Source organism: Rhizobium phaseoli (assembly GCF_010668805.1).
GTDB classification, from domain to species: domain Bacteria; phylum Pseudomonadota; class Alphaproteobacteria; order Rhizobiales; family Rhizobiaceae; genus Rhizobium; species Rhizobium phaseoli_A.
This window is the reverse complement of record NZ_WUFT01000005.1, coordinates 115,745-138,507: the sequence shown is the minus strand read 5'-3', so window position 1 is coordinate 138,507 and position 22,763 is coordinate 115,745. Positions and strand designations below refer to the sequence as shown.

Sequence of the window (22,763 nt, the reverse complement as noted above, 5' to 3'; positions counted from 1 at the left end):
TGCCTCACTGTTTGGTTGGCGGTGTGTTTTCTTCCCGCCTTGAGTGAGACCCTATCGAATACATATAAAATTCGACTTAAACCGCAGGCTTAACGGAGCCTTACCGGTAACCCCACGTTGTCTCAGGGTAAATCAACACTTACCTCGCGGCGATGGCGGCGTTTTTCCAGCCAGAGCAGCAGGCGGAAAATCCAGTAAACCACGGCGACAATGACATGCAGCAGGATGATCAGCTTGTTGGGGCCGAAAATATCCGGCAACAGGCCATACATCAGGATTTGCCCGCCGGCAGCCAGCACCCAGATGACCGGCCCCCAGGAGACGGTGAGCCAGAGGCCGAGGGAGGCGACGGGAAAAAGCACGGCGAGGCTGGTGCTCGCCACCTTCCATGGCAGGCTCAAAAGATCGAAGCGGCCGGCGCCGACCAGCGAATAGCCGACGAGCATCGCCCAATATTGCAGGCCGAACCAGAAGCAGGATACGGCAACCAGTCTCAGGAAGAGAATGAAGAGGATATCCGCCAGTGTGCGTTTCGGTATCGTCGGAGAATCGGTTTCCATAGCGCAAACATCGGTTTGGGGTTGCATCTTCTTAAAGAGCGCCGCGCGTCTGACGACGCGCAAACGACGCTCTATCATATCGAGCGCGCGCATCATGCCGAAAATCGACTTTGATTTCGGCATTATACGCCAGGTTTTTCCGCCGCGGCCAATCGCCCGGTTTGGATTTTCAAGGCGCCATGATAATGAGCGCTCCGATAAATGGAATGGCCCAGGGGGCAGATATCATGCAGGACAGGACGCATCTCGTCGACGACATCACCGGCCATCGCCGCATGCGGCGCAACCGCAAGGCGGATTGGACACGCCGGCTGGTGCAGGAAAACCGGCTGACGGTCGACGACCTGATCTGGCCGATCTTCATCGTGCCGGGTTCCGGTATCGTCGATCCGATCGCGGCGATGCCCGGCGTCAACCGCATGAGCATCGACAGCGCGGTCGAGGCTGCACGAGAAGCTGCCGGCCTCGGCATCCCCGCGATTGCCACCTTTCCGAACATCGAGATGAAACTGCGCGACGAGACCGGCTCGAACAGTCTTGAAGCCAACAATCTGATCAATCAGGCGACGGCGGCGATCAAGAAAGCGGTGCCCAACATCGGCATTATCACCGACGTCGCGCTCGACCCGTTCACCAGCCACGGCCATGACGGAATCTTGAGAGACGGCGAGATCGTCAACGACGAGACGGTCGATCAGGTGGCGCGAGCCGCGGTGATGCAGGCGAATGCCGGCGCCGACATCATCGCACCGTCGGAGATGATGGACGGGCGCATCGGCGCAATCCGCATGGCGCTCGATGCGGCCGGCCACCAGGGCGTCGGCATCATGAGCTATGCGACGAAATTCGCCTCCGCCTTCTATGGCCCCTATCGCGAGGCGATCTCGACCGGCGGGCTTCTGAAAGGCGACAAGAAGACCTATTATATCGACCCAGCCAACGGCACCGAGGCGATCCGCGATGCGGCCCTCGACGTCGAAGAAGGCGCCGACATGCTGATGGTCAAGCCCGGCCTGCCCTATCTCGACATCTGCTGGCGGATGAAGGAGGCCTTCGGCCTGCCGACCTTCGCCTACCAGGTCTCCGGCGAGTACAGCCAGATCAAGGCGGGGGCGATGAACGGCTGGATCGATGGCGAACGGGCAATGCTCGAAACGCTGCTGTCGTTCAAGCGGGCGGGATGCGACGGGATCCTCACCTATTTCGCCGTCGAGGTGGCGAAAATCCTCAGCAAACGGTGATTCTGGGAGAATTATTGTATTTCTCCACGCCGATACCATATCTGCGGCATCGCTTTTCCGCAGGAGATTGAGATGAGCTACAACCCCAATCCGCTTTATGCCGCACCGGAGGACTGGCGCGCCTATAGCGGCGTGTTGAGCCGCCGTGTCTTCGCCTTCATCCTCGACTATCTGATCGTGCTGCTGCTGTGCATCCCCGCAGCGATCGTGCTGTTCTTCCTGTCGATCGTCACGCTCGGGCTTGGCTTCCTGCTCTACCCTGCCCTCTTCGTCATCGTCGCCGGCATCTATTTCGGCCTGACTGTCGGCGGACGGAGCCAGGCTTCGCTCGGCATGCGCGCAATGGGGATCGCCATCGTGCGCGTCGACGGTCGGCCGATGGATTTCCTGACGGCAATCGTGCATCTGGCGTTGTTCTGGATCCTCAACTCGGTGTTGACGCCGCTCATACTGCTTGCCGGCCTGTTTACCGAACGCAGCCGTCTCATCCACGACCTGCTGGTCGGCACGGCAACGGTCCGCACCGCCTGAGCCTTGTTGAACCGAGTCACGGCTGAAACATTCAGCGGAGACGAAATAAAGTCTCCGCTTTCTCTTTGCTCGGGAGCGCCAACGCTCCATATCTAAAATTAGAAGACCGATATGAAGGGCGAGAACGGTCCCGCTGTTGACGTTTTTTATTCTTAGGTCATGCTGTCAAGAAACGGCACGGTCTCGACAAGGAAATTTCCGCGACAGATGAATACGCAGACAACGCCATCCCCGCAGTTTTATCTGACGGCTCCGGCTGCGTGTCCGTATCTGCCGCATGAGATGGAGCGTAAGGTGTTCACCCATCTGGTCGGTCCGCGCGCCGCCGAGATGAACGACATCCTGACGCAGGGCGGTTTCCGCCGCTCCCAGAATATCGCCTACCGCCCGGCCTGCGAATCCTGTCGCGCCTGCGTTTCCGTGCGCATTCTCGCCCAGGAATTCGAGCCGACGAAATCGATGAAGCGGGTACTCGCCGCCAATTCGGACGTCATCGCCACCGAATTTACCGCCCAGCCTTCCAGCGAGCAATATTCGCTTTTCCGGCGTTATCTGGATTATCGCCACCAGCAGGGCGGCATGTCCGACATGACCGTGCTCGACTATGCGATCATGGTGGAAGATACGCATGTGAATACGAGAATCGTCGAATACCGCCGGCGTGAAGAAGGCTCCGGACTGGAGCAACGGCCGAAGGGCGAGCTGCTTGGCGCCGCGCTGACCGACACGATGAGCGACGGGCTATCGATGGTCTATTCCTACTTCAATCCCGATCTTGAGCGGCGTTCGCTCGGCACCTTCATGATTCTCGACCATGTCAGGCGCACGAAGGCGCTCGGCCTGCCGCATGTCTACCTTGGCTACTGGGTTCAAGGGTCGCGAAAAATGGACTACAAGACACGCTTCCAGCCGCAGGAACATCTGACGCCGCGCGGCTGGGAACGTTTCGATCCCTCATCCATGCCCGAAAGCACCCACGACTAAATGTTCCCCACTGCTCTTTCCGATCATCGGAAGGGTCTCCTGCTGACGGCGGTCGGCGGGCTGGCGCTTTCCATGGATATTCCGCTCGTCCGCCTTGGCGATGGCGACATCTGGTCCATCCTGGGAGCGCGAAGCGCTGCCACGGTTCTCGCCACGCTCGTCATCCTTGGAGCAATGCGCCTTGCCTCGGGCAAATGGCCGGTCCTCGTTCCGGGGCGAGCCGGCCTGCTCGCCGGTCTGCTCTACGGCTTCTCGTCCCTCACCTTCGTTCTGGCTGTCTTCAATACGACCACAGCCAATGTCGTCTTTATCGTCGCCTTCAACCCGATGTTCGGAGCGCTCCTTTCCTGGACTTTCCTCAAGGAGAAGCCGCAGGCCGCAACGCTGATCGCCATGCTGCTCATGATCTTCGGCGTCGGACTGATCGTGCGCGAAGGGCTTTCCAGCGGCCATTTTTTCGGCGACGCAATGGCGCTTCTCAGCGCGCTTATTCTCGCCGCAGCCATCACAATCGGCCGTGCCTCGCGCCGGGAAATGGGCTTCGTGCCGCTGCTTGCCGCCATCCTGCCGGCCGCGCTCGGTCTCGCCCAGGCTCTGCCCTCAGGGCTTTCCATCGCCCATCCCGGCTGGATCCTCTTCAATGGCGCCATCATGATGCCCGTCGCCTTCTGGTGCCTTGCAACCGGGCCGCGCTACCTCTCCGCCCCTGAAGTCGGCATGTTCTATCTGCTCGAAACCGTGCTCGCTCCGATCTGGGTCTGGCTGATCTTTTCGGAAACGCCGGCGACGATGACACTCGTCGGCGGCGGCATCCTGATGGCGGCCATCGCCGGGCATTGTTTCTGGATGGTGCGAGGAAGCAGCATCAGGCCATTGGCGGAATAGGCGTTGTCGCCTACCCACCCCATGTTATAACTTCGTTACCACATCAGAGGATGAAGAAATGAACGTCGTGATCCGCAAGATCGGCAATTCCGAGGGAATTATCATCCCCAAGGAGGTTCTCGACCGGCTTGGATCGAAGACTGGCGATACTCTGGAATTGCAGGTCGAAAACGGCAGCATCACCTTGACGCCGACTGACGAGGATCTGTCGCGTCAGCTTGAGGCGGCGCGGCATTTCATGGACAAGTATAAGGTCGCCTTGAAAAAGCTGGCCGAATAATGGCCTTCAAATTGCTGACGAGACCCTTGGTGGAAACTCTGCAGAAAATGCAGATTGAGCGCTTCGGCGGTCTCGCCGGCCTGCGTGACGAGGGCGCGCTGGAATCCGCTCTCGGGCGGCCGAGGCACAAGGCGCATTATGGCTGCGACGACGTCATCGAACTCGCCGCCGCCTATCTTTTCGGCCTTGCCCGCAACCGCGCCTTCATCGACGGCAACAAGCGGATCGCGGTCGTAACCGCGGGTGTGTTCCTTCTCGAAAACGGCTACGAGATCGAAACGACCGACGCCAATCTCTACGCCTTCGATCTCGCCGTCGCAGCCGGCGAGATCGATGAAGAAGGGGCGACGCGCTTCCTTCGCGACTTCAGCGTGCCGCTCAACCCGTAGCCTTCATCTGCTGCTGTTCCAGCTCGTGGCCGAGCCCTTCGACCACATGTGCCCAACCCTGCCGGGTCTTTTCCTCGTGCTCGGCCCACTCGGCGCACATTTCGTGGGTCAGCGTCAGACGGCTGCCGCCGCCGAGAGGCTCGATGTCGATTTCGACACGGTCGCAATTATGATCATGCTCTTCGACCGAGAAGCTGAAGACCATGCGTTGCGGGCGCTTCAGTTCCAGGAAGACGCCCTGGTGAAAGGCATCGCCTGTGGGACGGCGGTCGACGACGAAGAAACGACCGCCCACATGAGGATCGATATCGGCACGGATGACATGACCGTCGTCGGTGGCGAACAGGAAGCGGCGGGCGATTTCAGGGTTGAGCCAGGCGTCGTACACCACAGAGGGCGGCACGCTGTAGGTGTGGCTCACATGCACTTTGATGGTGCTGGCGGGCATCGATTTTCCTCCGGTAAGGGCGCGCGCACTTCTCCAGTGCACGGGTCGCGGCCATTTCGCCCGCCTGCGAAAACCGGCCTTATCCTATTTTTGCTGACAGGAATGAGATAGAGGATTTGCCACGCCCGCCAAGAGCCGGGCACGGAAATATAATTCCTTCAATCGGCGTCGACTTAAAGAATTATTCAGCGAATCAAAGCGTTACAACCAAGGCCTCTCGCCTCAGCCGGCAAATTTACCGCTGCGAGGAAAACCCTTCGGCACGGTGCGGCCGGCGGTGGCGCGGTCGGACAGCCATTCGGCAAGCTCATCCTTGTTCTTCGTGAAGGTGCGGCCGGCACTGTCTTCCCAGACGAGGCCATTTGCGATCGAGAAGCAGCGAACGTCGGAAATGCCGCCATCCTTGTAGCGCTGCAGACGCACGCCCTTGCCGCGCGACATTTCCGGCACCTGCGCCAGCGGGAAGACCAGCAACTTGCGGTTTTCGCCGACGACGGCGACATGATCGCCGCCGACGGGCACGAGCAGTTGGGTTTCCTCCGGCAGCGCGACGTTCATGATCTGCTTACCCTTGCGGGTATTGGCGACCAGCTCGGCCTCCGGAACGACGAAGCCGTTGCCGGCCGTCGAGACGATCAACTGCTTGCGCGAGGGGTCGTGGACGAAAGCGGTCAGCACCGCCTGGTCGTTGTCCATGTCGATGATGATGCGTAGCGGCTCGCCGTGACCGCGACCGCCGGGCAGCTTGTCGCCGCCGAGCGTGAAGGCCTTGCCGCCTGTGGTGACGATCAGGATCTTGTCCGTCGTCTGCGCCGGGAAGGCCAGCTTCAAGCCGTCGCCTTCCTTGAAGGTCAGCGTCGCCGTATCGGCGATATGGCCCTTCAGCGCGCGGATCCAGCCCTTTTCGGAAATGACGACGGTGATCGGTTCCTTCTCGATCATCGCCTGCTGGATTGCTTCCTCGTCGGCTTCGGGTGCGTCGGCAAACTGGGTGCGGCGGCGGCCGACCTCGGTCGCCTTGGCGAATTTCTTCTTCACCTCGCCGATTTCCCAGGCGACCGTCTGCCATTGCTTGTCGTCGGAGGCAAGCAGCGCCTCGATCTCGCCCTTTTCCTTGGTGAGTTCGTCGAATTCCTTGCGGATCTCGAACTCTTCGAGCTTGCGCAAGGCGCGCAGCCGCATGTTGAGGATCGCTTCGACCTGAATGTCGCTGAGATCCCATCGCGCCATCATCACCGGCTTCGGCTCATCTTCCTCGCGGATGATCTTGATCACCTCGTCGATATTGAGATAGGCGATCAGAAGGCCGCTGAGGATTTCGAGGCGCCTTTCGATCGCCGCCAGGCGGAAGCGCGAGCGGCGTTGCAAAACCTCGCGGCGGTGATCCAGCCACTCCTTCAGCACTTCGTTCAGCGCCATGACCCGCGGGATGCGGCCCATGGACAGCACGTTCATGTTGAGCGGGAAGCGGTTTTCGAGCTCCGTCAGCTTGAACATCGATTCCATCAGGATCGTCGGATCGACGCTGCGGGTCTTCGGCACCAGGACGACACGGATGTCCTCGGCCGATTCGTCGCGGATGTCTTCCAGCAACGGCAGCTTGCGGGCGATCAGCAGCTCGGCGATCTTTTCGATCAGCCGCGATTTCTGCACCTGGAAGGGAATTTCGGTGATGACGATCTGGTAGCCGCCGCGGCCGAGATCTTCCGTCTGCCATTTCGCCCGCACGCGGAAACCGCCGCGGCCGGTGCGGTAGCTCTCGATGATGCTCTCGCGGCTGTCGATGATGATGCCGCCTGTGGGGAAATCCGGGCCGGGAATGAATTCGACGAGCTTTTCGGCGGTCGCATCCGGATGTTTGATCAGGTGCAGGGCGGCGTCGCAAAGCTCATGGGCATTGTGCGACGGGATCGAGGTCGCCATGCCGACGGCGATGCCGGAGGAACCGTTGGCCAGCAGGTTCGGGAAGGCGCCGGGAAGGACGATCGGCTCGGAATTCGACTCATCGTAAGTATCGCGGAAATCGACGGCGTCCTGATCGATGCCTTCGAGCAGCAGTTCGGAGACCGCCGTCATCTTCGATTCGGTGTAACGCATGGCGGCGGGACTGTCGCCATCGATATTGCCGAAATTGCCCTGGCCGTTGACCAGCGTGTAGCGCTGCGAGAAATCCTGGGCCAGACGGGCAAGCGCGTCGTAGATCGACTGGTCGCCGTGCGGATGGTAGTTACCCATCACCTCGCCGACGATCTTGGCGCATTTCCTGAAGGCCGAAGTCGGCCGCAAGCCCATCTCGTTCATCGCATAGACGATACGGCGATGAACGGGCTTCAGCCCGTCGCGCACGTCAGGCAGAGCGCGGTGCATGATGGTCGACAGTGCATAGGCGAGATAGCGCTGCTCGAGCGCCGCCTTCAGGTCGACCGGTTGGATGTGATCGTCGTCTCCGCCGGAAGGCGGCAAAATCTCTTGTCCCATAGGTCCTGACTAGCCCAGAAGAGGCTGGCGGGCAAGGAATCCAGGTCATAGCAGCTGTGGATGAAGTCTTGGCACCGACATCAAAGGATGAGACAAACGTTCCGCCGCAATTTGGACTTCGTTTGCCGTTCCTTTCAACGGAAATTTAGAAGTCCGCAAATATAAAGCAGGCCCAATCCGTAGTCGCGTAACTGCAGATTTCCAACCGCCATCACGCCACCAGAGGAATCACCCCATGAACTTTTACCGGACAACGCGGCTGATGCTGTCGGGCGCCGCCATTTTCTCGCTCGCCGGCTCGGCTTTCGCTCTCGACGGCACCGATCTCTTGAAGAAGATCAATGCCGCCTATGCCGCCCAGGGCGGAACGATTGCCGCTGAGGCCGTCGATATCGACGGCACGACCGTGACGTTGAAGAATGTCACCGTCAAGCCGACCGGCGGCGAAAGCCTGCCCATTGGCGAAATCACCCTTTCCGGCGTCGAAGAAGACGAGGATGGCGGCTATTACATCGAAGAAGCGGCCTTTCCCGACATCAACAAGACGGGAGACGGCGTGACCGTGACGGCGCAGGAGCTGACGCTCGGCGGCATTTCCGTGCCGGCAACGGCGGGTGGCGACACGCTCGACACGATGATGCTCTATGAAACCGCCCATACCGGCCCGGTGAAGGTGGTCAAGGACGGCGCGGAAGTGTTCTCGCTGCTCGAAACCAACATGAACCTGACGCTGCGCGAAGACGAATCCGGCTTCGATTTCGATGGCGCCTTCAAAAGCATGAAGGCCGATCTCACCAAGACCGAGGATGCGCAGAGCAAGGATGCGATCGAGAAGCTCGCCCTGCAGCACGTCCAGGGCGACATCACCATGAAGGGCGCCTGGGAACTCGCCCCCGGCACGATCGACATCTCCGAATTCGCCTTCGACTTCACCAATATCGGCAAGCTGAACCTCGGCTTCAAGATCTCCGGCTATACGATGGCCTTCATGAAATCGATGCAGGATGCGATGAAGGAAGCCGAAGCTGGTGCGAACAAGGATCAGTCGCAGCAGGCGCTGGGCCTCGCCATGCTCGGCCTGATGCAGCAGCTGTCCTTCGAGGCCGCGCAGGTGCGTTTCGAAGATGCCTCGATTACCAAGCGCGCGCTGGATTATGCCGGCTCGCAGCAGAACATGTCGGGCAAGCAGATGGCGGATTCGCTGAAGGCGATGACGCCGATCATGCTGGCGCAGCTCAATATCCCGGAACTGCAGAATGCCGTTTCGGCAGCGGTCAATACGTTCCTCGACGACCCGAAGAGCCTGACCGTCAAGGCCGCTCCGGAAAAGCCGGTGCCGTTCCCGACGATCGTCGGTGCCGCCATGGGCGCTCCGAACACGCTGCCGCAGGTGCTCGGCGTCAAGGTTTCGGCCAACGACTGATCGCTTCGATCTGACGACAAAAGGCCCGGCAGTGTGTGACTGACCCCAATAGCTTGTGTCAGTCACACACTGCCGGGCCTTCTCGTTTTTCAGGCGCGGTGGCGGGCGAGTTCGGCAATGGCGAGACTTGCGATCTCCAGCAATTCCTCAAGCGATGCGCCGTCCCTCGCCTGCACCGACATGCCCTGGACGATAGCGCCGAGGAACCGCGCCAGCGCGCGAGGGTTCGCGTCGGCCCTGATGTCGCCCTCGCGGATGCCGCGCTCGATCCTTGCCGCATAGGCCTCCAGCGACCGACGACGCAGCATCGCTACATGGTCGGCAACGCCGTCGTTCTCGCTGGCGCAATTCAGCACAGCCGTCGAGATCATGCAGCCCTTCGGATGTTCCGGCGCCGAAAACCTGGCGGCCGAGCCCTGCAACACCCGCTCGAAGGCGGAGACCGTGTCGATCGGCTCGCCGAGCGCGGAAGAGGTTTCGGCGCCCAGCGCCCGATATTGCTCCAGCGCTGCACGATAGAGATCGGCCTTCGAGTTGAAGGCGGCATAGAGGCTTTGCGGCGTGATGCCCATGGCCGCCGTCAGATCGGCAATCGAGGCGCCCTCGTATCCGTGCGCCCAGAAGGTCTCGCGGGCGGCTGAAAGAACCGTCTCACGGTCGAAGGCTGGGGGGCGGCCGCGGCGGCGGGCGGTAGGATTTTTCACGTCCGGGCTATTTTTCACAATGATCACTCTGGAAATTGCACTCCACTTGTCTAATTCAGGAATGGTCATTGTGATTATAGAAGGTTTGATCTGATGAGTCTTCCCCTTGAAACGGCGAATGCCGACAGGAATTCCTTACTTGCGGCTGCCATCGATACGGCGATAGCAAGCGCGCTCGACGAAAAGCGGCTGGTCGGGACGGTCGTGCTCGTCGCCCGCGATGGAGAGATCATCTATCGCCGCGCAGCCGGCCTCGCCGACCGCGAAGTCGGTCTGGCGATGCGCGAGGACACGATTTTCAGGCTTGCTTCCATCACCAAGCCGATCGTCACCATCGCCGCAATGCGGCTGGTCGAGCAGGCTAGAATCGGGCTCGACGACCCGGTGACCCGATGGCTGCCGGAGTTCCGCCCGAGGCTGCCCGACGGCGGCGAAGCCACAATTCGCATCCGCCACCTGCTGACCCATACATCAGGCCTCGGCTACAGCTTCTCCGAAGAGGACGGCGGCCCCTATATCAGCGCCGGCATTTCCGACGGCCTCGATCAACCAGGACTGCCGCTCGCCGAAAATCTGCGGCGGATCGCCAGCGTGTCGCTACGTTTCGCGCCGGGCAGCGACTGGCAGTATTCCCTTGCCATGGATGTTCTCGGCGGCGTCATCGAGGCGGAAACCGGCATGCCGTTGGGTGAAGCCATTGCCGAACTGGTGACAAGACCGCTTGGGCTTGCCGATACCGCATTTTCGGTTCGTGACCGTAGCCGGCTTGCGGCGGCCTATATGGACGCTTCGCCGGAACCGACGCTGATGGGCGAGAATGCGCTGGTGATGTCGCAGATGGGTCCCATCCGTTTCGCGCCGAACCGCATCTTCGACCCCGCCTCCTATCATTCCGGGGGCGCCGGCATGGCGGGAACGGCGACGGACGTGCTTTCCGTGCTCGAAACCATCCGTAGGGGTGGCGCACCGCTGCTTTCAAACGAGACAGTGCAGACGATGGCAATGGACCAGGCCGGGGGACACCGCCAGCAGCACGAACCCGGCTCCGGCTTTGGCTTCGGCTGGTCTGTTATCACCGATCCGGCCGAGGCCGGCGTCCCCTTCCCCAAGGGCACGCTGAAATGGGGCGGCGTCTATGGCCACAGCTGGTTCATCGACCCGGTCAACGGCCTGACCGTCGTTGCGCTGACGAACACGACGCTGGAGGGCATGTGGGGCAAGTTCACAGTCGATCTTCGCCAGGCGATCTACGCGGCATTGTGAACGACGGCAAAAAGCCCGACGACAGCAGTCGCCGGGCCTTTGCATTCGGGATCAGACGATCCTCAGTCCTTCTTGACCGGCGGGATCGGCCGGATCGAGAGTTCACGCAGCTGTGTCGGCGCTGCCGGGCTCGGCGCGCCCATCAGCAGATCCTGGGCCTGCTGGTTCATCGGGAACAGCGAGATTTCGCGCAGGTTCTTCGCGCCGACGAGCAGCATGACAACGCGGTCGATACCGAAGGCTGCACCACCATGCGGCGGCGCGCCGTATTGGAAGGCGCGGTAGAGGCCGCCGAAACGGCCTTCGACATCCTGCTGGCTGAGGCCCACCTTCTCGAAGGCGGCGACCATGGTTTCCGGCGACTGGTTGCGGATCGATCCCGAGGCGATTTCGAAGCCGTTGCAGACGGCGTCATACTGGAAAGCCTTGATCGTCAGCGGATCCTGGTTCTGCAGCGCGTCGAGGCCGCCCTGCGGCATCGAGAACGGGTTGTGGGCGAAATCGACCTTCTTGTCTTCCTCGCTCCATTCGAAGAATGGGAAATCGACGATCCAGCACAATTCGAAGCGGTCGCGGTCGACGAGGTTCAGTTCCTCGCCAGCCTTGGTGCGCGCCTCGCCGGCAAACTTGTAGAATTTTTCCGGCTCTCCGGCGACGAAGAAGCAGGCGTCGCCATCGCCGAGACCGAGCTGAGTGCGGATCGCATCGGTGCGCTCCTCGCCGATATTCTTGGCAAGCGGGCCGGCGCCTTCGAGTTTGTCGTTCTCGCTGCGCCAGAAGATATAGCCGAGGCCGGGCTGGCCCTGGCTCTGCGCCCAGGCGTTCATGCGGTCGCAGAAGGCGCGCGAGCCGCCTGATTTGGCCGGGATCGCCCAGATCTGAACCTTGGGGTTGGAGGCGATCATGCCGGCGAAGACTTTGAAGCCGGAGCCGGCGAAATGCTCGGTCACGGCTTCCATGACGATGGGGTTGCGCAGGTCCGGCTTGTCCGAACCATATTTGCGGATCGCCTCGTCATAGGGGATACGCGGCCATTCCTTGGTGACCGGTTTGCCTTCGGCAAACTCCTCGAACACGCTCGTCATCAGCGGGCCCATCGTGTCCCAGACGTCTTCCTGGGTGACGAAGCTCATTTCGAGGTCGAGCTGGTAGAATTCGCCCGGCAGGCGGTCGGCGCGCGGGTCTTCATCGCGAAAGCAGGGCGCGATCTGGAAGTAGCGGTCGAAGCCCGCCACCATCAGCAGCTGCTTATACTGCTGCGGCGCCTGCGGCAGAGCATAGAAAGTGCCGGGATGGATGCGCGAAGGCACGAGGAAGTCGCGTGCGCCTTCCGGCGAGGAGGCCGTCAGGATCGGCGTGGTATATTCGGTGAAGCCGACATTGCCCATTTCGCGGCGCATGGCCGAAATGACCTGGGTGCGCTTGACGATGTTCTTATGCAACGTTTCGCGGCGAAGATCGAGAAAGCGGTACTTGAGGCGAACGTCTTCGGGATAGTCCGGCTCGCCGAAGACCGGCAGCGGCAATTCCTTGGCGGCGGAGAGCACTTCGATCTCCTGGGCGTAGAGCTCGATCTCGCCGGTTGCCATTGTTTTGTTGACGGTGTCGTCGGTACGGGCCTTGACGAGGCCGTCGATGCGGATCACCCATTCGCCGCGCACGGTCTCGGCCATCTTGAAGGCCGGGCTGTCGGGATCGGCGACGACCTGGGTGATGCCGTAATGGTCGCGAAGATCGATGAAGAGGACGCCGCCATGGTCGCGGACGCGATGGACCCAGCCGGAGATACGGACGGTCGAGCCGACATCCGTCTTGCGGAGGGCGGCGCATGTGTGGCTGCGATAGCGATGCATGATCTCAAATCCTGGCATGTGGCTTAAGACGGCAGCAAGGGCTTCAAGAACCCTCAAGCGCCGACAAGAAAATCGGGCGGAAAAGCGCATGGACGCTCCGATTTGTCAAGGCTTAGCACTCGCTGCCCACGCGTTTGCCAGACGTTTATGGCGAGGCTGCGCCCCGTATACTGCGGCAGTTTGGCCGCGCTTCCCGTATTGATGAAGGAGCGGGTCAACTTTAAAAGGATCGGCATTATCACTGTGGAGCCTCCGCATGCCTCTCCTGACCCGCCGCAACCTTCTCAAGGCATCCGCCGTCGCGGGCGCCTATGGCGTCGGCATCGGCATTGCCGGTAAATTCGGGCTTGCCGAGGCAGCCCCCGAGCCGCAACTGCTGACGGCGGTAAAGACCGAGGCCATGCTGACCGAGGCCGGGCCGACCCGGGATATCATGAGCTGGGGCCAGGACGGCATGCCGCCGGTTCTTCGGATGAAAAAGGGGCGACCCTATGCGGCGCGGCTGAAAAACGAACTCGACGAGCCGACAACGATCCACTGGCACGGGCTCCGCATCGACAACCGCATGGACGGCGTGCCGTTCATGACGCAGCCCTACATCTATACCGGCGACAGCTTCGACTATGCCTTCACGCCGCCCGATGCCGGCACCTTCTGGTACCATCCGCATTGTAACACGCTGACGCAGATGGGGCACGGCATGACCGGCGTCATCGTCGTCGAAGATCCGGCCGATCCAGAATTCGATGCGGAAGTGGTACTGAACCTGCGCGACTGGAGGCTCGGCGGCGACGGGCAGTTCATCGCCGCTTTCAAGCCGCGCGACGCCGCCAAATCGGGGACCTACGGCACCGTGCGCACCGCCAACTGGCATCAGGAGCCGCAATACGACGCGCCCGCCGGCGGGCTAGTGCGGCTGCGTATCGCCGTGACCGACGTGACGCGGATCTTTTCGCTGAAGATGGAAGGAGCGGTTGCGAGCGTCATTGCGATCGACGGCAATCCGGTGCCGAAGCGTTTTCCCCTCGATCTGCTGCAGATCGGGCCGGGTCAGCGGCTCGATCTTGCCGTGCGCATGCCGGACAGCGAAGGCGCTGTCGCCACGCTCGAAGATATCCGCGGCACCACGCCGAAGACGATCGCCAGCCTGCGCGCAGTCGGATCATCGTTGAAGCGCGATATCGGCGATCTCGGACCGCTTGTCGAAAATCCGGTGGCGAAGGCCGATCTTTCCGCCGCCGAAGAGATCCCGCTGGTGCTGAGCGCCACCGCTGAAAACACCGCCGTCGAAAGCATCTGCGGCACGCTCGGCTACAGTTTCTGGGCAATCAACAAGGTGCCGTGGCCGGGAGACACGCCGGATCCAACAGCGCCGCTGGCGGAACTGAAGCTCGGCAAGAGCTATCTCTTCAACCTGGAGAATACGACGCCGCACGCACATCCGATCCATCTGCACGGGATGAGCTTCACGGTGATCTCCTCCTCGACCAGGCAGGTGATGCCGCTCGTCTCCGATACCTATCTCATCCAGCCTGACGAGAAGGTGCAGCTCGCCTTCGTCGCCGACAATCCCGGCGACTGGCTGCTGCATTGCCATATCATCGAGCACCAGAAGACCGGGATGACCAGCTACGTCAGAGTGAGCTGAGGCGGCCTTGCCGCAGTTTGGACGTAATTCTTATCCAGCAATGCGCGAAGCTTATGCTGTTGTATTGACATATCGAAGCGAAAGGAGAAGGAAGGTTCAACCGACCTTTTCCTTGCGAATGAAATGATATGATCGAAACCACCGCCGATTTGGCGGCCGCCTGCAAAGAGCTGGCCAAGTCCGACTTCATCACCATCGACACCGAATTCCTGCGCGAGACGACCTTCTGGCCGGAGCTCTGCCTGATCCAGATGGCAAGCCCGACAACCGAAGTTCTCGTCGATCCGCTGGCCAAGGGGATCGATCTCGCCCCCTTCTTCGAGCTGATGGCCGATCCGAAGGTGCTGAAGGTCTTTCACGCGGCGCGTCAGGACATCGAAATCATCTTCAATCGCGGCAATCTCATTCCGCATCCGATCTTCGACACGCAGGTCGCCGCCATGGTCTGCGGTTTTGGCGACAGCGTCTCCTATGATCAGCTGGTCAGCCGGATCAAGAACGTTCATATCGACAAGTCGTCGCGTTTCACCGACTGGAGCCGCCGGCCACTTTCCGACAAGCAGCTGGAATATGCGCTGGCCGACGTTACCCATCTGCGCGACGTCTATCTGTCGCTGAAGGCGGAACTCGATCGCGAAGGCCGCACCTCCTGGCTCTCCGAGGAGATGGACGTTCTCGAGGCGCGCGAAACTTACGACATGCATCCCGACGATGCCTGGCAGCGGCTGAAGATGCGGTTGCGCAAGCCGCAGGAACTGGCGATCCTGAAATATGTTGCCGCCTGGCGCGAACGTGAGGCGCGGGCGCGCAATGTGCCGCGTTCGCGGGTGCTGAAGGATGATGCGATCTACGAGATCGCCCAGCAGCAGCCCAAGGATACCGAGGCGCTTGGGCGGTTGCGCACCATTCCGAAAGGCTGGGAGCGCTCGACCTCCGGCGCCGCCGTCATCGAGGCTGTCAACACGGCGCTCGCTCTTCCGAAGGCCGATATGCCACATGTGCCGCGCCAGGCGCAGGCGCCCGAAGGGGCCGCTGCTGCCGTCGAACTGCTGAAAGTGCTGTTGAAACTGATTTCGGAAAAGCACGGGGTGGCGCCGAAAGTGATCGCCAACAGCGAGGATCTCGACAGGATCGCCGCCGAGGGCGAGAGGGCCGAAGTCGGGGCTCTGCACGGCTGGCGGCGCGATCTTTTCGGCGAGCCGGCGCTGCAGCTGATCCAGGGTCAGATCGCTCTGCGCTTCGTCGACCGGAAGGTCGAGACAATCAGCCTCTAGAGCACGATGCCGAAAAGTGTGAGCGGTTTTCGGACGGCATCATGCTCTAACTCTTTAATTTAGAACAGGATCAGATTTTAGCCCAACCGGGCTTAAAATCATCCTGTTCTAGCGTGATTTCAAAGCCTTACAACGCCGCACGTCTATCTGACGCGCGGCGTTGTAAGACCGCATCGAATTCGCTTGACGCTTTTTTCCCAGCTGAAACAATGGCTGGAAGAACCATTATTTGGCGAAGGACGGCATGCGGGAAATATCTCCGACGCAGAACTGGATCTTGATCACGATCGTTCTGGCCGCCAGCGGCGTCGTCTATGATCTGATGTTCTACTCCAATCAGACGCCCGTTGTCGGCGCAATCTTCGCGCTGTTCATCGGCATGCCGATCATCGCCTTCGAGCGCAAGGCGCTGTTCCGCGGGCTGTACAGACGTATCCAGAAGCTGCCGACCTTCGCCTTCATCATCAGCGAACTGGTGATCTACGAAATCCTGATGAGCATCGGCTTTGCTTGCGCCGCTCTGCTGCTCTCGTCAATCGGGATGGTGAAGCCAACCTCGTTCCTCGATCTCGTCATCATGCCTTACGAGGTCTTCCTCTATGCACTTGCCGTCTGCTCGGCGCTGATCTTCATCCTGCGCGTGCGGGAACTGCTCGGCCGCGAAGTATTCCTCAGCATGCTGGTCAGCCGCTATCGCAATCCGGTCAGGGAAGAGCGTGTCTTTCTGTTCATCGATCTGGTCGATTCGACGGCTTTTGCCGAAAAGCATGGCGACCTTCGTGCGCAGCAGCTGCTGAGTTCGCTGTTTGCGACCTTCGCCGAGCCGGTCCGGCGCCACAAGGGCATGATCAACGACTATGTCGGCGATGCGGCGATCATCACTTGGCCGTTTGCCCGCGGCGTCAAGAATGCGCGTTGCGTGCGCTGTATGTTCGATATCCTCGCCGATATCGAAGCCAATGCCGCCGGCTGGCGGAAAAATTACGGGCAGGTGCCGAAGTTGCGTGCCGCCCTTCACGGCGGCGAGATCATCACCGCCGAAATCGGCGTCGACCACCACAAGATCAGCTATTTCGGCGATACGGTGAACACCACCGCCCGGCTGGAGACGCTCTGCCGCAGCCTGAACCGGCCGGTGCTGATCTCCGCCGAACTTGCCCGGCGCATGAAATTTCCCGACGACATCTCTTGCGAGGATCTCGGCACCCATGCCGTCAAGGGGCGCGGCCAGGCGCTTGGCGTCATGGCGCTTTCCTCGCGCGCGGTGACCGTGCTGAATACGCCGGCGATCATTCTGCATGGCTGAGCGGCCGTTCCGCCGCGCGTCACCAAAGCTTCACCCAACCGTCAAGTCGCTGACATTGAAGCCCTGCTAAGCGGAAGCCATTGGCATTCGTTCCATGGGGATATTATGAAGACCATTCTTTTTGCTTCCGTATCACTTCTCATCCTGGTCGCGGGCTCCGCCTCCGCCGACCAGCAGCAGTTCCCGGCCAAGCTCGCCGGCCAGGCGATCCTTCCTGCCAACACCATGGTTCCGGCTCCGGCCGATGCTCCTGAATTTCTCAAGCATTCCGGCAAGTTCACGACGGCGGACCGCAAGCGCACCGAAGCGCTCGGCACCATTCCCGGCAAGGACGGCGCCCGCGTCACCGACCTGAAGCTTCCCTTCGACGGCCAGGCGATCCAGGGCTTCTCGGGCATCAAGACGATGGCTGACGGCACCTTCTGGACGCTCACGGATAACGGCTTTGGCTCGAAGGCCAATTCCTCCGACTCCATGCTCTTCCTGCACCAGATGAAGTTCGACTGGGCGACCAACAAGGCTGACATCGTCAGGAACCTCTTCCTCTCCGATCCGAACAAGATCGCCCCCTTCCCGATCGTACTGGAAGGCACCGACACGCGTTATCTCACCGGCGCCGACTTCGACATCGAATCGATCCAGCCGGTTGCCGACGGTTTCTGGCTCGGCGACGAATTCGGTCCCTATTTTCTTAAGGTCGACACTGCAGGTCGCCTCACTGACGTCATCGCGACGACCCTCGACGGCAAGCCGGTACTTTCGCCCGACAATCCGCTGATCCAGCTTCCGGGCAACCCGACCGCGAAGATGCCGGTCTTCAACCTGAAGCGCTCCGGCGGCTTCGAAGGCCTCGCCATGTCCAGGGATGGCTCCAAGCTCTACGGCCTGCTCGAAGGCGCCATCTATAGGGATGACGGCCAGATGGAATCGGTCGATGGCCACACCGCCGTCCGCGTCATCGAATTCGACGTCGCCGCCAAGAAGTGGACCGGCCGCAGCTGGCTCTATCCGTTCGAAGACAAGGGCGTGTCGATCGGCGACTTCAACATGCTCGACGACACCACCGCTCTCGTCATCGAGCGCGACAGCGGCGCCGGCACCAAGGACCAAGCCTGCGCCGACCCGAAGCAGCCGAAGCCGGATTGCTTCGAAGCTCCGGCCGAGCTGAAGCGCGTCTACAAGATCGAGTTCAACGACGCCAATGCCGGCAAGGCCGTCCGCAAGATCGGCTATATCGACCTCCTGAATATTCAGGACCCCGACAACAAAAAGAAGGCAGGGGCCGAGGACGGCGTCTACGACATGCCGTTCGTGACGATCGAAAACGTCGACCGCGTCGACGCCACCCACATCATCATCGGCAATGACAACAACCTGCCCTTCTCAGCCGGCCGCGCCGTCGACAAGGCCGACAATAACGAGTTCAGCCTGCTTGAGGTTGGCGAGTTTTTGAACGCGAAGTAATTGGGGTTTGGTGTGAGATGGAGAGGGCGGTGCGGAAGTGCCGCCTTTTCTATCTGGTTTGGTAGACACATCGTACTGCATGCCGTGCCAGCCCCCCTCTGGCCTGCCGGCCATCTCCCCCACAGGTGGGGAGATCACAAGCGGCTTGGCCTTCCCACCTCTCTACCGTTTCGTCGCGCTGCAACGGCAATTGTTTTGGGAAACCGGTGCGCCCAGCCGATCTCCCCACCTGTGGGAGATGGCCGGCAGGCCAGAGGGGGCCGGCAGGGCACAACGATCGTTGCACTGCCCTACTCGAATAGAAACGCCAGTCTCTTGTTCGTCAGCTTCGACAGCTGCTGCAGGCGGCCGTCCAGGCGTTCGCCGGCGAAATCGCGGTATTCGGGGGGCACGACGAATTCGAGGTCGAGGTCCGGGCTCGACGACTTGCGGAAGGTCAGGTTCTTGACGATGCCGGGCATCGAGGCCGAGAAGAGGTAGACGACACGCAGCATGCCGCCGAGCAGCTTGGCGCGCTCGATGAACTGTGGTGTGGCGATCTGCGCCAGCGGGCCGGTGGCGCCGTCGTCGTGCAAGCCTTCGAAACGGTAGTAGTTGCTGAGTGCAATGAAGGCGCGGCCGGGATGACTGATGCCGACAAAGGACGAGTGGGCGATGACGTTCAGCGCCTGCAGGCCACGATAGTCGGGATGGGCGCGCCAGCTGATATCGGCAAGCAGACAGGCGGCCTGACGGTAGCGGCTTTCCTCTTCGGTTTCCTGGACGCCGAAGAGCGGCATCATGCGGCCGGTCCATTCCGCCAGTTCGCGGGCATGCTCGGGCGAGCGGGCACGCAGGATCGCCAGTTCGCCAGCCGCGGCAAGCAGCGGATCGAGGCGGCGTTCGCCCTCCGACAGCAGCGAATAGAGATATCCCTCGCGCACACCTTGCGCCGAGAAGGAAATCACCGACGGTTTCATCGCGCTCAGCACTTCCGTCATGGCGACGGCGCCGAAGGGCAGCAACGAACGACGGTGTTTCGACACCGCCTGTAGCGCCGGTTCCTTGGAATCGCGCGCGCTCACCACCTGTTCGAGGAACAGCATCATTGCTTCGAGCGAAACCTCGTAACCCTGCATCATGTGCAGCGGATAGTTGGTGAGTTCCATGTGCAGCTTGGCGATATTTCGCCAGGTGCCGCCGACGGCGTAGAAGGTGCGCCCCTCGCCTTTCGACAGCAGCTTTGCCGTCTTCACCTGCTTGCGGGCAAAGGTGCGGGCCTTGGAAAGCGAACCGCCGGCATATTCCGACAGCCGCAGGCCGCCGAGCGGCAGCGTGATGCCCTTGCCGACTTCCTTGCCCCTGATATCGATCAGCTCAAGCGAGCCGCCGCCGAGATCGCCGGCAATACCATCGGGATTGTAGAAGCCGCTGATGATGCCGAGCGAGGCGAATTTCGCCTCCTCCTCGCCCGAGAGCACGCGGACCTTGCGGCCAAGGATGGTTTCGGCCTGATGGATGAAATCAGGACCGTTGCTCGCCTCGCGCGCGGCGGCCGTCGCCAATACATACATGGTTGCGGCGCGCGCCTGGTCGGACAGGGCCTTGAAACGATGCAGCGATGCCAAAGCTCTGATGACGCTGTCTTCATCCATCTTGCCGGTCAGGGCAATACCCCTGCCGAGGCCGCAGAGAACCTTTTCGTTGAACAGGACGGTTGGCGAACGGGACAGGCCTTCGTAGACGACTAGACGAATGGAATTCGATCCAATATCGACGACGGAGACCGGGGCGATCCCCGGAAGGCGCCCCTGGGCTTCAGATTCAACCATTTAGGTCCAGTTTTACTTGTTGTTGCGGCCTTCGAGCAGGCCAGCGATCAGCTTCGGCGCACTGGACTTCAGAGCTTCACCACGGCCTGACAGGCTCGGATTGGTCATGAAATACTGCTGCGCATTGAACGGTTCCTCGCCCCTGCGCACTTCCATGCGCCGCGACGTACCGTCGGGCAATATCTCGTAGCTTTGTTGATTGTCAATCACGTTGCCGAGCATAATCTGTGACAAGACCTGCTCGTGAACGGTCGGATTCGTCAGCGGAACCATGGTTTCGACGCGGCGATCGAGGTTTCTCGGCATCATGTCGGCCGAACCGATGTAAACCAGCGCCTTATCGGACGGCAGGCCATGACCGTTGCCGAAACAGAAGATGCGGCTGTGTTCAAGGAAGCGGCCGACGATCGACTTGACGCGGATCTTTTCGGAAAGGCCGGGCACCTGTGGACGCAGGCAGCAGATGCCGCGTACGACGAGATCGATCTCGACGCCGGCATGGCTGGCGCGATAGAGCGCGTCGATAATGTCGGGATCGACAAGCGAGTTCATCTTCATCCAGATCGCCGCCGGGGCACCGTTCCTGGCGTGCTGAATCTCTTCCTCGATGTGGCGCAGGATGCGCGGGCGCATCGTATAGGGTGAGATGGCGAGCTGCATACTCTGTTCCGGCTCGCCATAGCCGGTGATGAAGTTGAAGATGTTCGCCATGTCGTGGGCGATGACCGGATTGCAGGTGAAATAGGACAGATCGGTATAGATCTTCGCGGTGATCGGGTGGTAGTTGCCAGTTCCCAGATGGCAATAGGTCCTAAGTTTGCCCTCCTCGCGGCGGACAACCATCGACATCTTGGCGTGGGTCTTGAGCTCGATGAAGCCGAAGACGACCTGCACGCCGGCGCGCTCGAGATCGCGCGCCCAGCGGATATTCGCCTCTTCGTCGAAGCGGGCCTTGAGTTCGACCAGTGCCGTCACCGACTTGCCGGCTTCGGCGGCGTCGACCAGCGCGCGGACGATCGGGCTGTCGTTGGACGTGCGGTAAAGCGTCTGCTTTATCGCCAGGACGTCAGGATCGCGCGCAGCCTGGAGAAGGAACTGGACCACGACGTCGAAAGATTCGTAGGGGTGATGGACGACCATGTCCTTTTCGCGGATGGCGGCGAAGCAGTCGCCGGCATGTTCGCGGACGCGCTCGGGAAATCGCGCATTGTAGGACGGAAACCTGAGATCCTCGCGCGGCGCCTTGGTGATCTCGGATAGCGTGTTCAGCGCCAGAAGGCCCGGCAGAACGGCGACGCGATTGTCAGGGATATTAAGCGCCTGAACGACGAACTGGCGCAGCGAGGCCGGCATTTCCGAGTCGGTCTCGATACGGATGACCTTGCCGCGGCGGCGGCGCTTCAGCGCCGTTTCGAAGAAGCGGACAAGATCCTCGGCCTCTTCCTCGACTTCGATATCGCTGTCGCGGATGACGCGGAACGTACCGGACCCCTGCACCTCGTAACCCGGGTAGAGCCGGTGGATGAAGATGTTGGCGACATCTTCCAGGGTGATGTAGCGGATCGTGTTTCCATCATCCGGCAGGCGGACGAAGCGGTCGAGCGCCGGCGGCAGGCGCAGCAGCGCCGTCATCGGCTCGCGGCCATTCTTGCTGACGAGCTGCAGACCGATCGAGAAGCCGAGGTTCGGAATGAACGGAAACGGATGGGCCGGATCGATCGACAGCGGCGTCAGGACAGGAAAGATCGCCTGTTCGAATTCGGTGGCGAGCCACTGGCGATCGGCATCGCTCAAGGCGCCAGGGCGCACGATCAGGATGTCTTCCTTGGCGAGATACTGCTGCAGCACGGCGAGCGAGGCCTGCTGCTCCATCTGCAGATGGTCGATCTCCTGCAGGATCGAATCGAGCTGCTCGGCCGGCGTCTTGCCGTCGGGGCTGCGGATGACGATGTTCTGGCGCACCTGGCCCTCGAGGCCTGCGACACGCACCATGAAGAATTCATCGAGGTTGGCAGCCGAGATCGACAGGAAGCGAACGCGCTCGAGCAGCGGATGCTCGGTATTCAGCGTTTCTTCCAGGACGCGGCGGTTGAACTGCAGCCAGGAGAATTCTCGGTTGATGAAGCGCTCGGGGCTCTTGAGCAGCTCTTCCAGCGGGGGCGTGTTGTCGTTGGATTGCGGAGTGAGTTCCTGATGTTCTGCGACTGCGCTATCCATAAAC

19 protein-coding genes are annotated in these 22,763 nt (G+C 61.1%); 12 read left to right on the top strand and 7 right to left on the bottom strand.

What is annotated here, in order from left to right:
• Nucleotides 1–122: 122 nt before the first annotated feature.
• Nucleotides 123–560, bottom strand: a complete 438-nt coding sequence (locus GR197_RS09525) for a DUF6163 family protein (RefSeq protein WP_164008808.1) — start codon at nucleotides 558–560, stop codon at nucleotides 123–125.
• 227 nt (nucleotides 561–787) lie between these two features.
• Between GR197_RS09525 and hemB the strand changes: the two genes are divergently transcribed.
• The 6 genes from hemB (at nucleotide 788) to GR197_RS09495 (ending at nucleotide 4,870) form a co-directional block, all read left to right on the top strand.
• Complete coding sequence (gene hemB, locus GR197_RS09520; protein ID WP_164008806.1) at nucleotides 788–1,801, top strand: porphobilinogen synthase; 1,014 nt, start codon at nucleotides 788–790, stop codon at nucleotides 1,799–1,801.
• 72 nt (nucleotides 1,802–1,873) lie between these two features.
• A complete protein-coding gene (locus GR197_RS09515; protein ID WP_007626319.1) occupies nucleotides 1,874–2,332 on the top strand; it encodes an RDD family protein in 459 nt (152 codons plus the stop codon).
• Between the two features lie 207 nt (nucleotides 2,333–2,539).
• Nucleotides 2,540–3,316 (top strand): arginyltransferase, encoded by a 777-nt coding sequence (locus GR197_RS09510; RefSeq protein ID WP_164008804.1) that lies wholly within the window; start codon nucleotides 2,540–2,542, stop codon nucleotides 3,314–3,316.
• Nucleotides 3,317–4,201: a DMT family transporter gene (locus GR197_RS09505; protein WP_164008802.1), complete on the top strand. Its 885-nt coding sequence runs from the start codon at nucleotides 3,317–3,319 to the stop codon at nucleotides 4,199–4,201.
• 58 nt (nucleotides 4,202–4,259) lie between these two features.
• Entirely contained in the window at nucleotides 4,260–4,481 is a 222-nt protein-coding gene (locus GR197_RS09500) for an AbrB/MazE/SpoVT family DNA-binding domain-containing protein (protein ID WP_164008800.1), read from the top strand.
• Nucleotides 4,481–4,870, top strand: a complete 390-nt coding sequence (locus tag GR197_RS09495; RefSeq protein ID WP_164008798.1) for a type II toxin-antitoxin system death-on-curing family toxin — start codon at nucleotides 4,481–4,483, stop codon at nucleotides 4,868–4,870. The genes GR197_RS09500 and GR197_RS09495 overlap by 1 nt, the downstream gene beginning before the upstream one ends.
• Here GR197_RS09495 and GR197_RS09490 read toward each other — a convergent pair.
• Together GR197_RS09490 and parC are read right to left on the bottom strand one after the other, a co-directional pair.
• Nucleotides 4,860–5,318, bottom strand: coding sequence for an SRPBCC family protein (locus tag GR197_RS09490; protein ID WP_164008796.1), 459 nt, complete (start codon nucleotides 5,316–5,318; stop codon nucleotides 4,860–4,862). The genes GR197_RS09495 and GR197_RS09490 overlap by 11 nt on opposite strands.
• 222 nt (nucleotides 5,319–5,540) lie before the next feature.
• A complete protein-coding gene (gene parC, locus GR197_RS09485; protein ID WP_164008794.1) occupies nucleotides 5,541–7,796 on the bottom strand; it encodes a DNA topoisomerase IV subunit A in 2,256 nt (751 codons plus the stop codon).
• A gap of 235 nt (nucleotides 7,797–8,031) precedes the next feature.
• On the opposite strand from parC, the gene GR197_RS09480 reads away from it, so the two are divergent.
• Complete coding sequence (locus GR197_RS09480) at nucleotides 8,032–9,219, top strand: YdgA family protein (protein WP_164008792.1); 1,188 nt, start codon at nucleotides 8,032–8,034, stop codon at nucleotides 9,217–9,219.
• A gap of 89 nt (nucleotides 9,220–9,308) precedes the next feature.
• Here the strand turns inward: GR197_RS09480 and GR197_RS09475 are convergent, their stop codons facing one another.
• Nucleotides 9,309–9,950, bottom strand: coding sequence for a TetR family transcriptional regulator (locus tag GR197_RS09475; protein WP_164008790.1), 642 nt, complete (start codon nucleotides 9,948–9,950; stop codon nucleotides 9,309–9,311).
• Nucleotides 9,951–10,016: 66 nt separating this feature from the next.
• Here GR197_RS09475 and GR197_RS09470 point away from each other — a divergent pair, with 66 nt between their 5' ends.
• Nucleotides 10,017–11,186 carry a serine hydrolase domain-containing protein gene (locus tag GR197_RS09470; protein WP_164008788.1) on the top strand — a complete coding sequence of 390 codons (1,170 nt, stop codon included), beginning with the start codon at nucleotides 10,017–10,019 and terminating at the stop codon, nucleotides 11,184–11,186.
• A gap of 62 nt (nucleotides 11,187–11,248) precedes the next feature.
• On the opposite strand, the gene aspS is transcribed toward GR197_RS09470, so the two are convergent.
• A complete protein-coding gene (gene aspS / locus GR197_RS09465; protein ID WP_164008786.1) occupies nucleotides 11,249–13,039 on the bottom strand; it encodes an aspartate--tRNA ligase in 1,791 nt (596 codons plus the stop codon).
• A 256-nt stretch (nucleotides 13,040–13,295) separates the two neighbouring features.
• On the opposite strand from aspS, the gene GR197_RS09460 reads away from it, so the two are divergent.
• The 4 genes from GR197_RS09460 to GR197_RS09445 all read left to right on the top strand — a co-directional run bounded on the left by GR197_RS09460 (nucleotide 13,296) and on the right by GR197_RS09445 (nucleotide 18,731).
• Nucleotides 13,296–14,687, top strand: a complete 1,392-nt coding sequence (locus tag GR197_RS09460) for a multicopper oxidase family protein (protein WP_164008784.1) — start codon at nucleotides 13,296–13,298, stop codon at nucleotides 14,685–14,687.
• Nucleotides 14,688–14,815: 128 nt separating this feature from the next.
• Entirely contained in the window at nucleotides 14,816–15,961 is a 1,146-nt protein-coding gene (gene rnd / locus GR197_RS09455) for a ribonuclease D (protein ID WP_164008783.1), read from the top strand.
• A gap of 244 nt (nucleotides 15,962–16,205) precedes the next feature.
• Nucleotides 16,206–17,267: an adenylate/guanylate cyclase domain-containing protein gene (locus GR197_RS09450; protein ID WP_164008781.1), complete on the top strand. Its 1,062-nt coding sequence runs from the start codon at nucleotides 16,206–16,208 to the stop codon at nucleotides 17,265–17,267.
• A 105-nt stretch (nucleotides 17,268–17,372) separates the two neighbouring features.
• The gene (locus GR197_RS09445; protein ID WP_164008779.1) at nucleotides 17,373–18,731 is read left to right on the top strand and encodes an esterase-like activity of phytase family protein; all 1,359 of its coding nucleotides are present in this window, start codon (nucleotides 17,373–17,375) and stop codon (nucleotides 18,729–18,731) included.
• Nucleotides 18,732–19,021: 290 nt separating this feature from the next.
• Here GR197_RS09445 and ppx read toward each other — a convergent pair whose 3' ends face one another.
• Nucleotides 19,022–20,542 (bottom strand): exopolyphosphatase, encoded by a 1,521-nt coding sequence (gene ppx, locus GR197_RS09440; protein WP_164008777.1) that lies wholly within the window; start codon nucleotides 20,540–20,542, stop codon nucleotides 19,022–19,024.
• Nucleotides 20,543–20,554: 12 nt separating this feature from the next.
• The gene (locus tag GR197_RS09435; protein WP_164008775.1) at nucleotides 20,555–22,759 is read right to left on the bottom strand and encodes an RNA degradosome polyphosphate kinase; all 2,205 of its coding nucleotides are present in this window, start codon (nucleotides 22,757–22,759) and stop codon (nucleotides 20,555–20,557) included.
• Nucleotides 22,760–22,763 lie beyond the last annotated feature (4 nt).

Excerpts from the sequence above, each read along its gene's own strand:
- GR197_RS09525 (WP_164008808.1), bottom strand. The coding sequence starts at position 560 with ATGGAAACCGATTCTCCGACGATACCGAAACGCACACTGGCGGATATC.
- hemB (WP_164008806.1), top strand. The coding sequence starts at position 788 with ATGCAGGACAGGACGCATCTCGTCGACGACATCACCGGCCATCGCCGC.
- GR197_RS09515 (WP_007626319.1), top strand. The coding sequence starts at position 1,874 with ATGAGCTACAACCCCAATCCGCTTTATGCCGCACCGGAGGACTGGCGC.
- GR197_RS09510 (WP_164008804.1), top strand. The coding sequence starts at position 2,540 with ATGAATACGCAGACAACGCCATCCCCGCAGTTTTATCTGACGGCTCCG.
- GR197_RS09505 (WP_164008802.1), top strand. The coding sequence starts at position 3,317 with ATGTTCCCCACTGCTCTTTCCGATCATCGGAAGGGTCTCCTGCTGACG.
- GR197_RS09500 (WP_164008800.1), top strand. The coding sequence starts at position 4,260 with ATGAACGTCGTGATCCGCAAGATCGGCAATTCCGAGGGAATTATCATC.
- GR197_RS09495 (WP_164008798.1), top strand. The coding sequence starts at position 4,481 with ATGGCCTTCAAATTGCTGACGAGACCCTTGGTGGAAACTCTGCAGAAA.
- GR197_RS09490 (WP_164008796.1), bottom strand. The coding sequence starts at position 5,318 with ATGCCCGCCAGCACCATCAAAGTGCATGTGAGCCACACCTACAGCGTG.
- parC (WP_164008794.1), bottom strand. The coding sequence starts at position 7,796 with ATGGGACAAGAGATTTTGCCGCCTTCCGGCGGAGACGACGATCACATC.
- GR197_RS09480 (WP_164008792.1), top strand. The coding sequence starts at position 8,032 with ATGAACTTTTACCGGACAACGCGGCTGATGCTGTCGGGCGCCGCCATT.
- GR197_RS09470 (WP_164008788.1), top strand. The coding sequence starts at position 10,017 with ATGAGTCTTCCCCTTGAAACGGCGAATGCCGACAGGAATTCCTTACTT.
- aspS (WP_164008786.1), bottom strand. The coding sequence starts at position 13,039 with ATGCATCGCTATCGCAGCCACACATGCGCCGCCCTCCGCAAGACGGAT.
- GR197_RS09460 (WP_164008784.1), top strand. The coding sequence starts at position 13,296 with ATGCCTCTCCTGACCCGCCGCAACCTTCTCAAGGCATCCGCCGTCGCG.
- rnd (WP_164008783.1), top strand. The coding sequence starts at position 14,816 with ATGATCGAAACCACCGCCGATTTGGCGGCCGCCTGCAAAGAGCTGGCC.
- GR197_RS09450 (WP_164008781.1), top strand. The coding sequence starts at position 16,206 with ATGCGGGAAATATCTCCGACGCAGAACTGGATCTTGATCACGATCGTT.
- GR197_RS09445 (WP_164008779.1), top strand. The coding sequence starts at position 17,373 with ATGAAGACCATTCTTTTTGCTTCCGTATCACTTCTCATCCTGGTCGCG.
- ppx (WP_164008777.1), bottom strand. The coding sequence starts at position 20,542 with ATGGTTGAATCTGAAGCCCAGGGGCGCCTTCCGGGGATCGCCCCGGTC.
- GR197_RS09435 (WP_164008775.1), bottom strand. The coding sequence starts at position 22,759 with ATGGATAGCGCAGTCGCAGAACATCAGGAACTCACTCCGCAATCCAAC.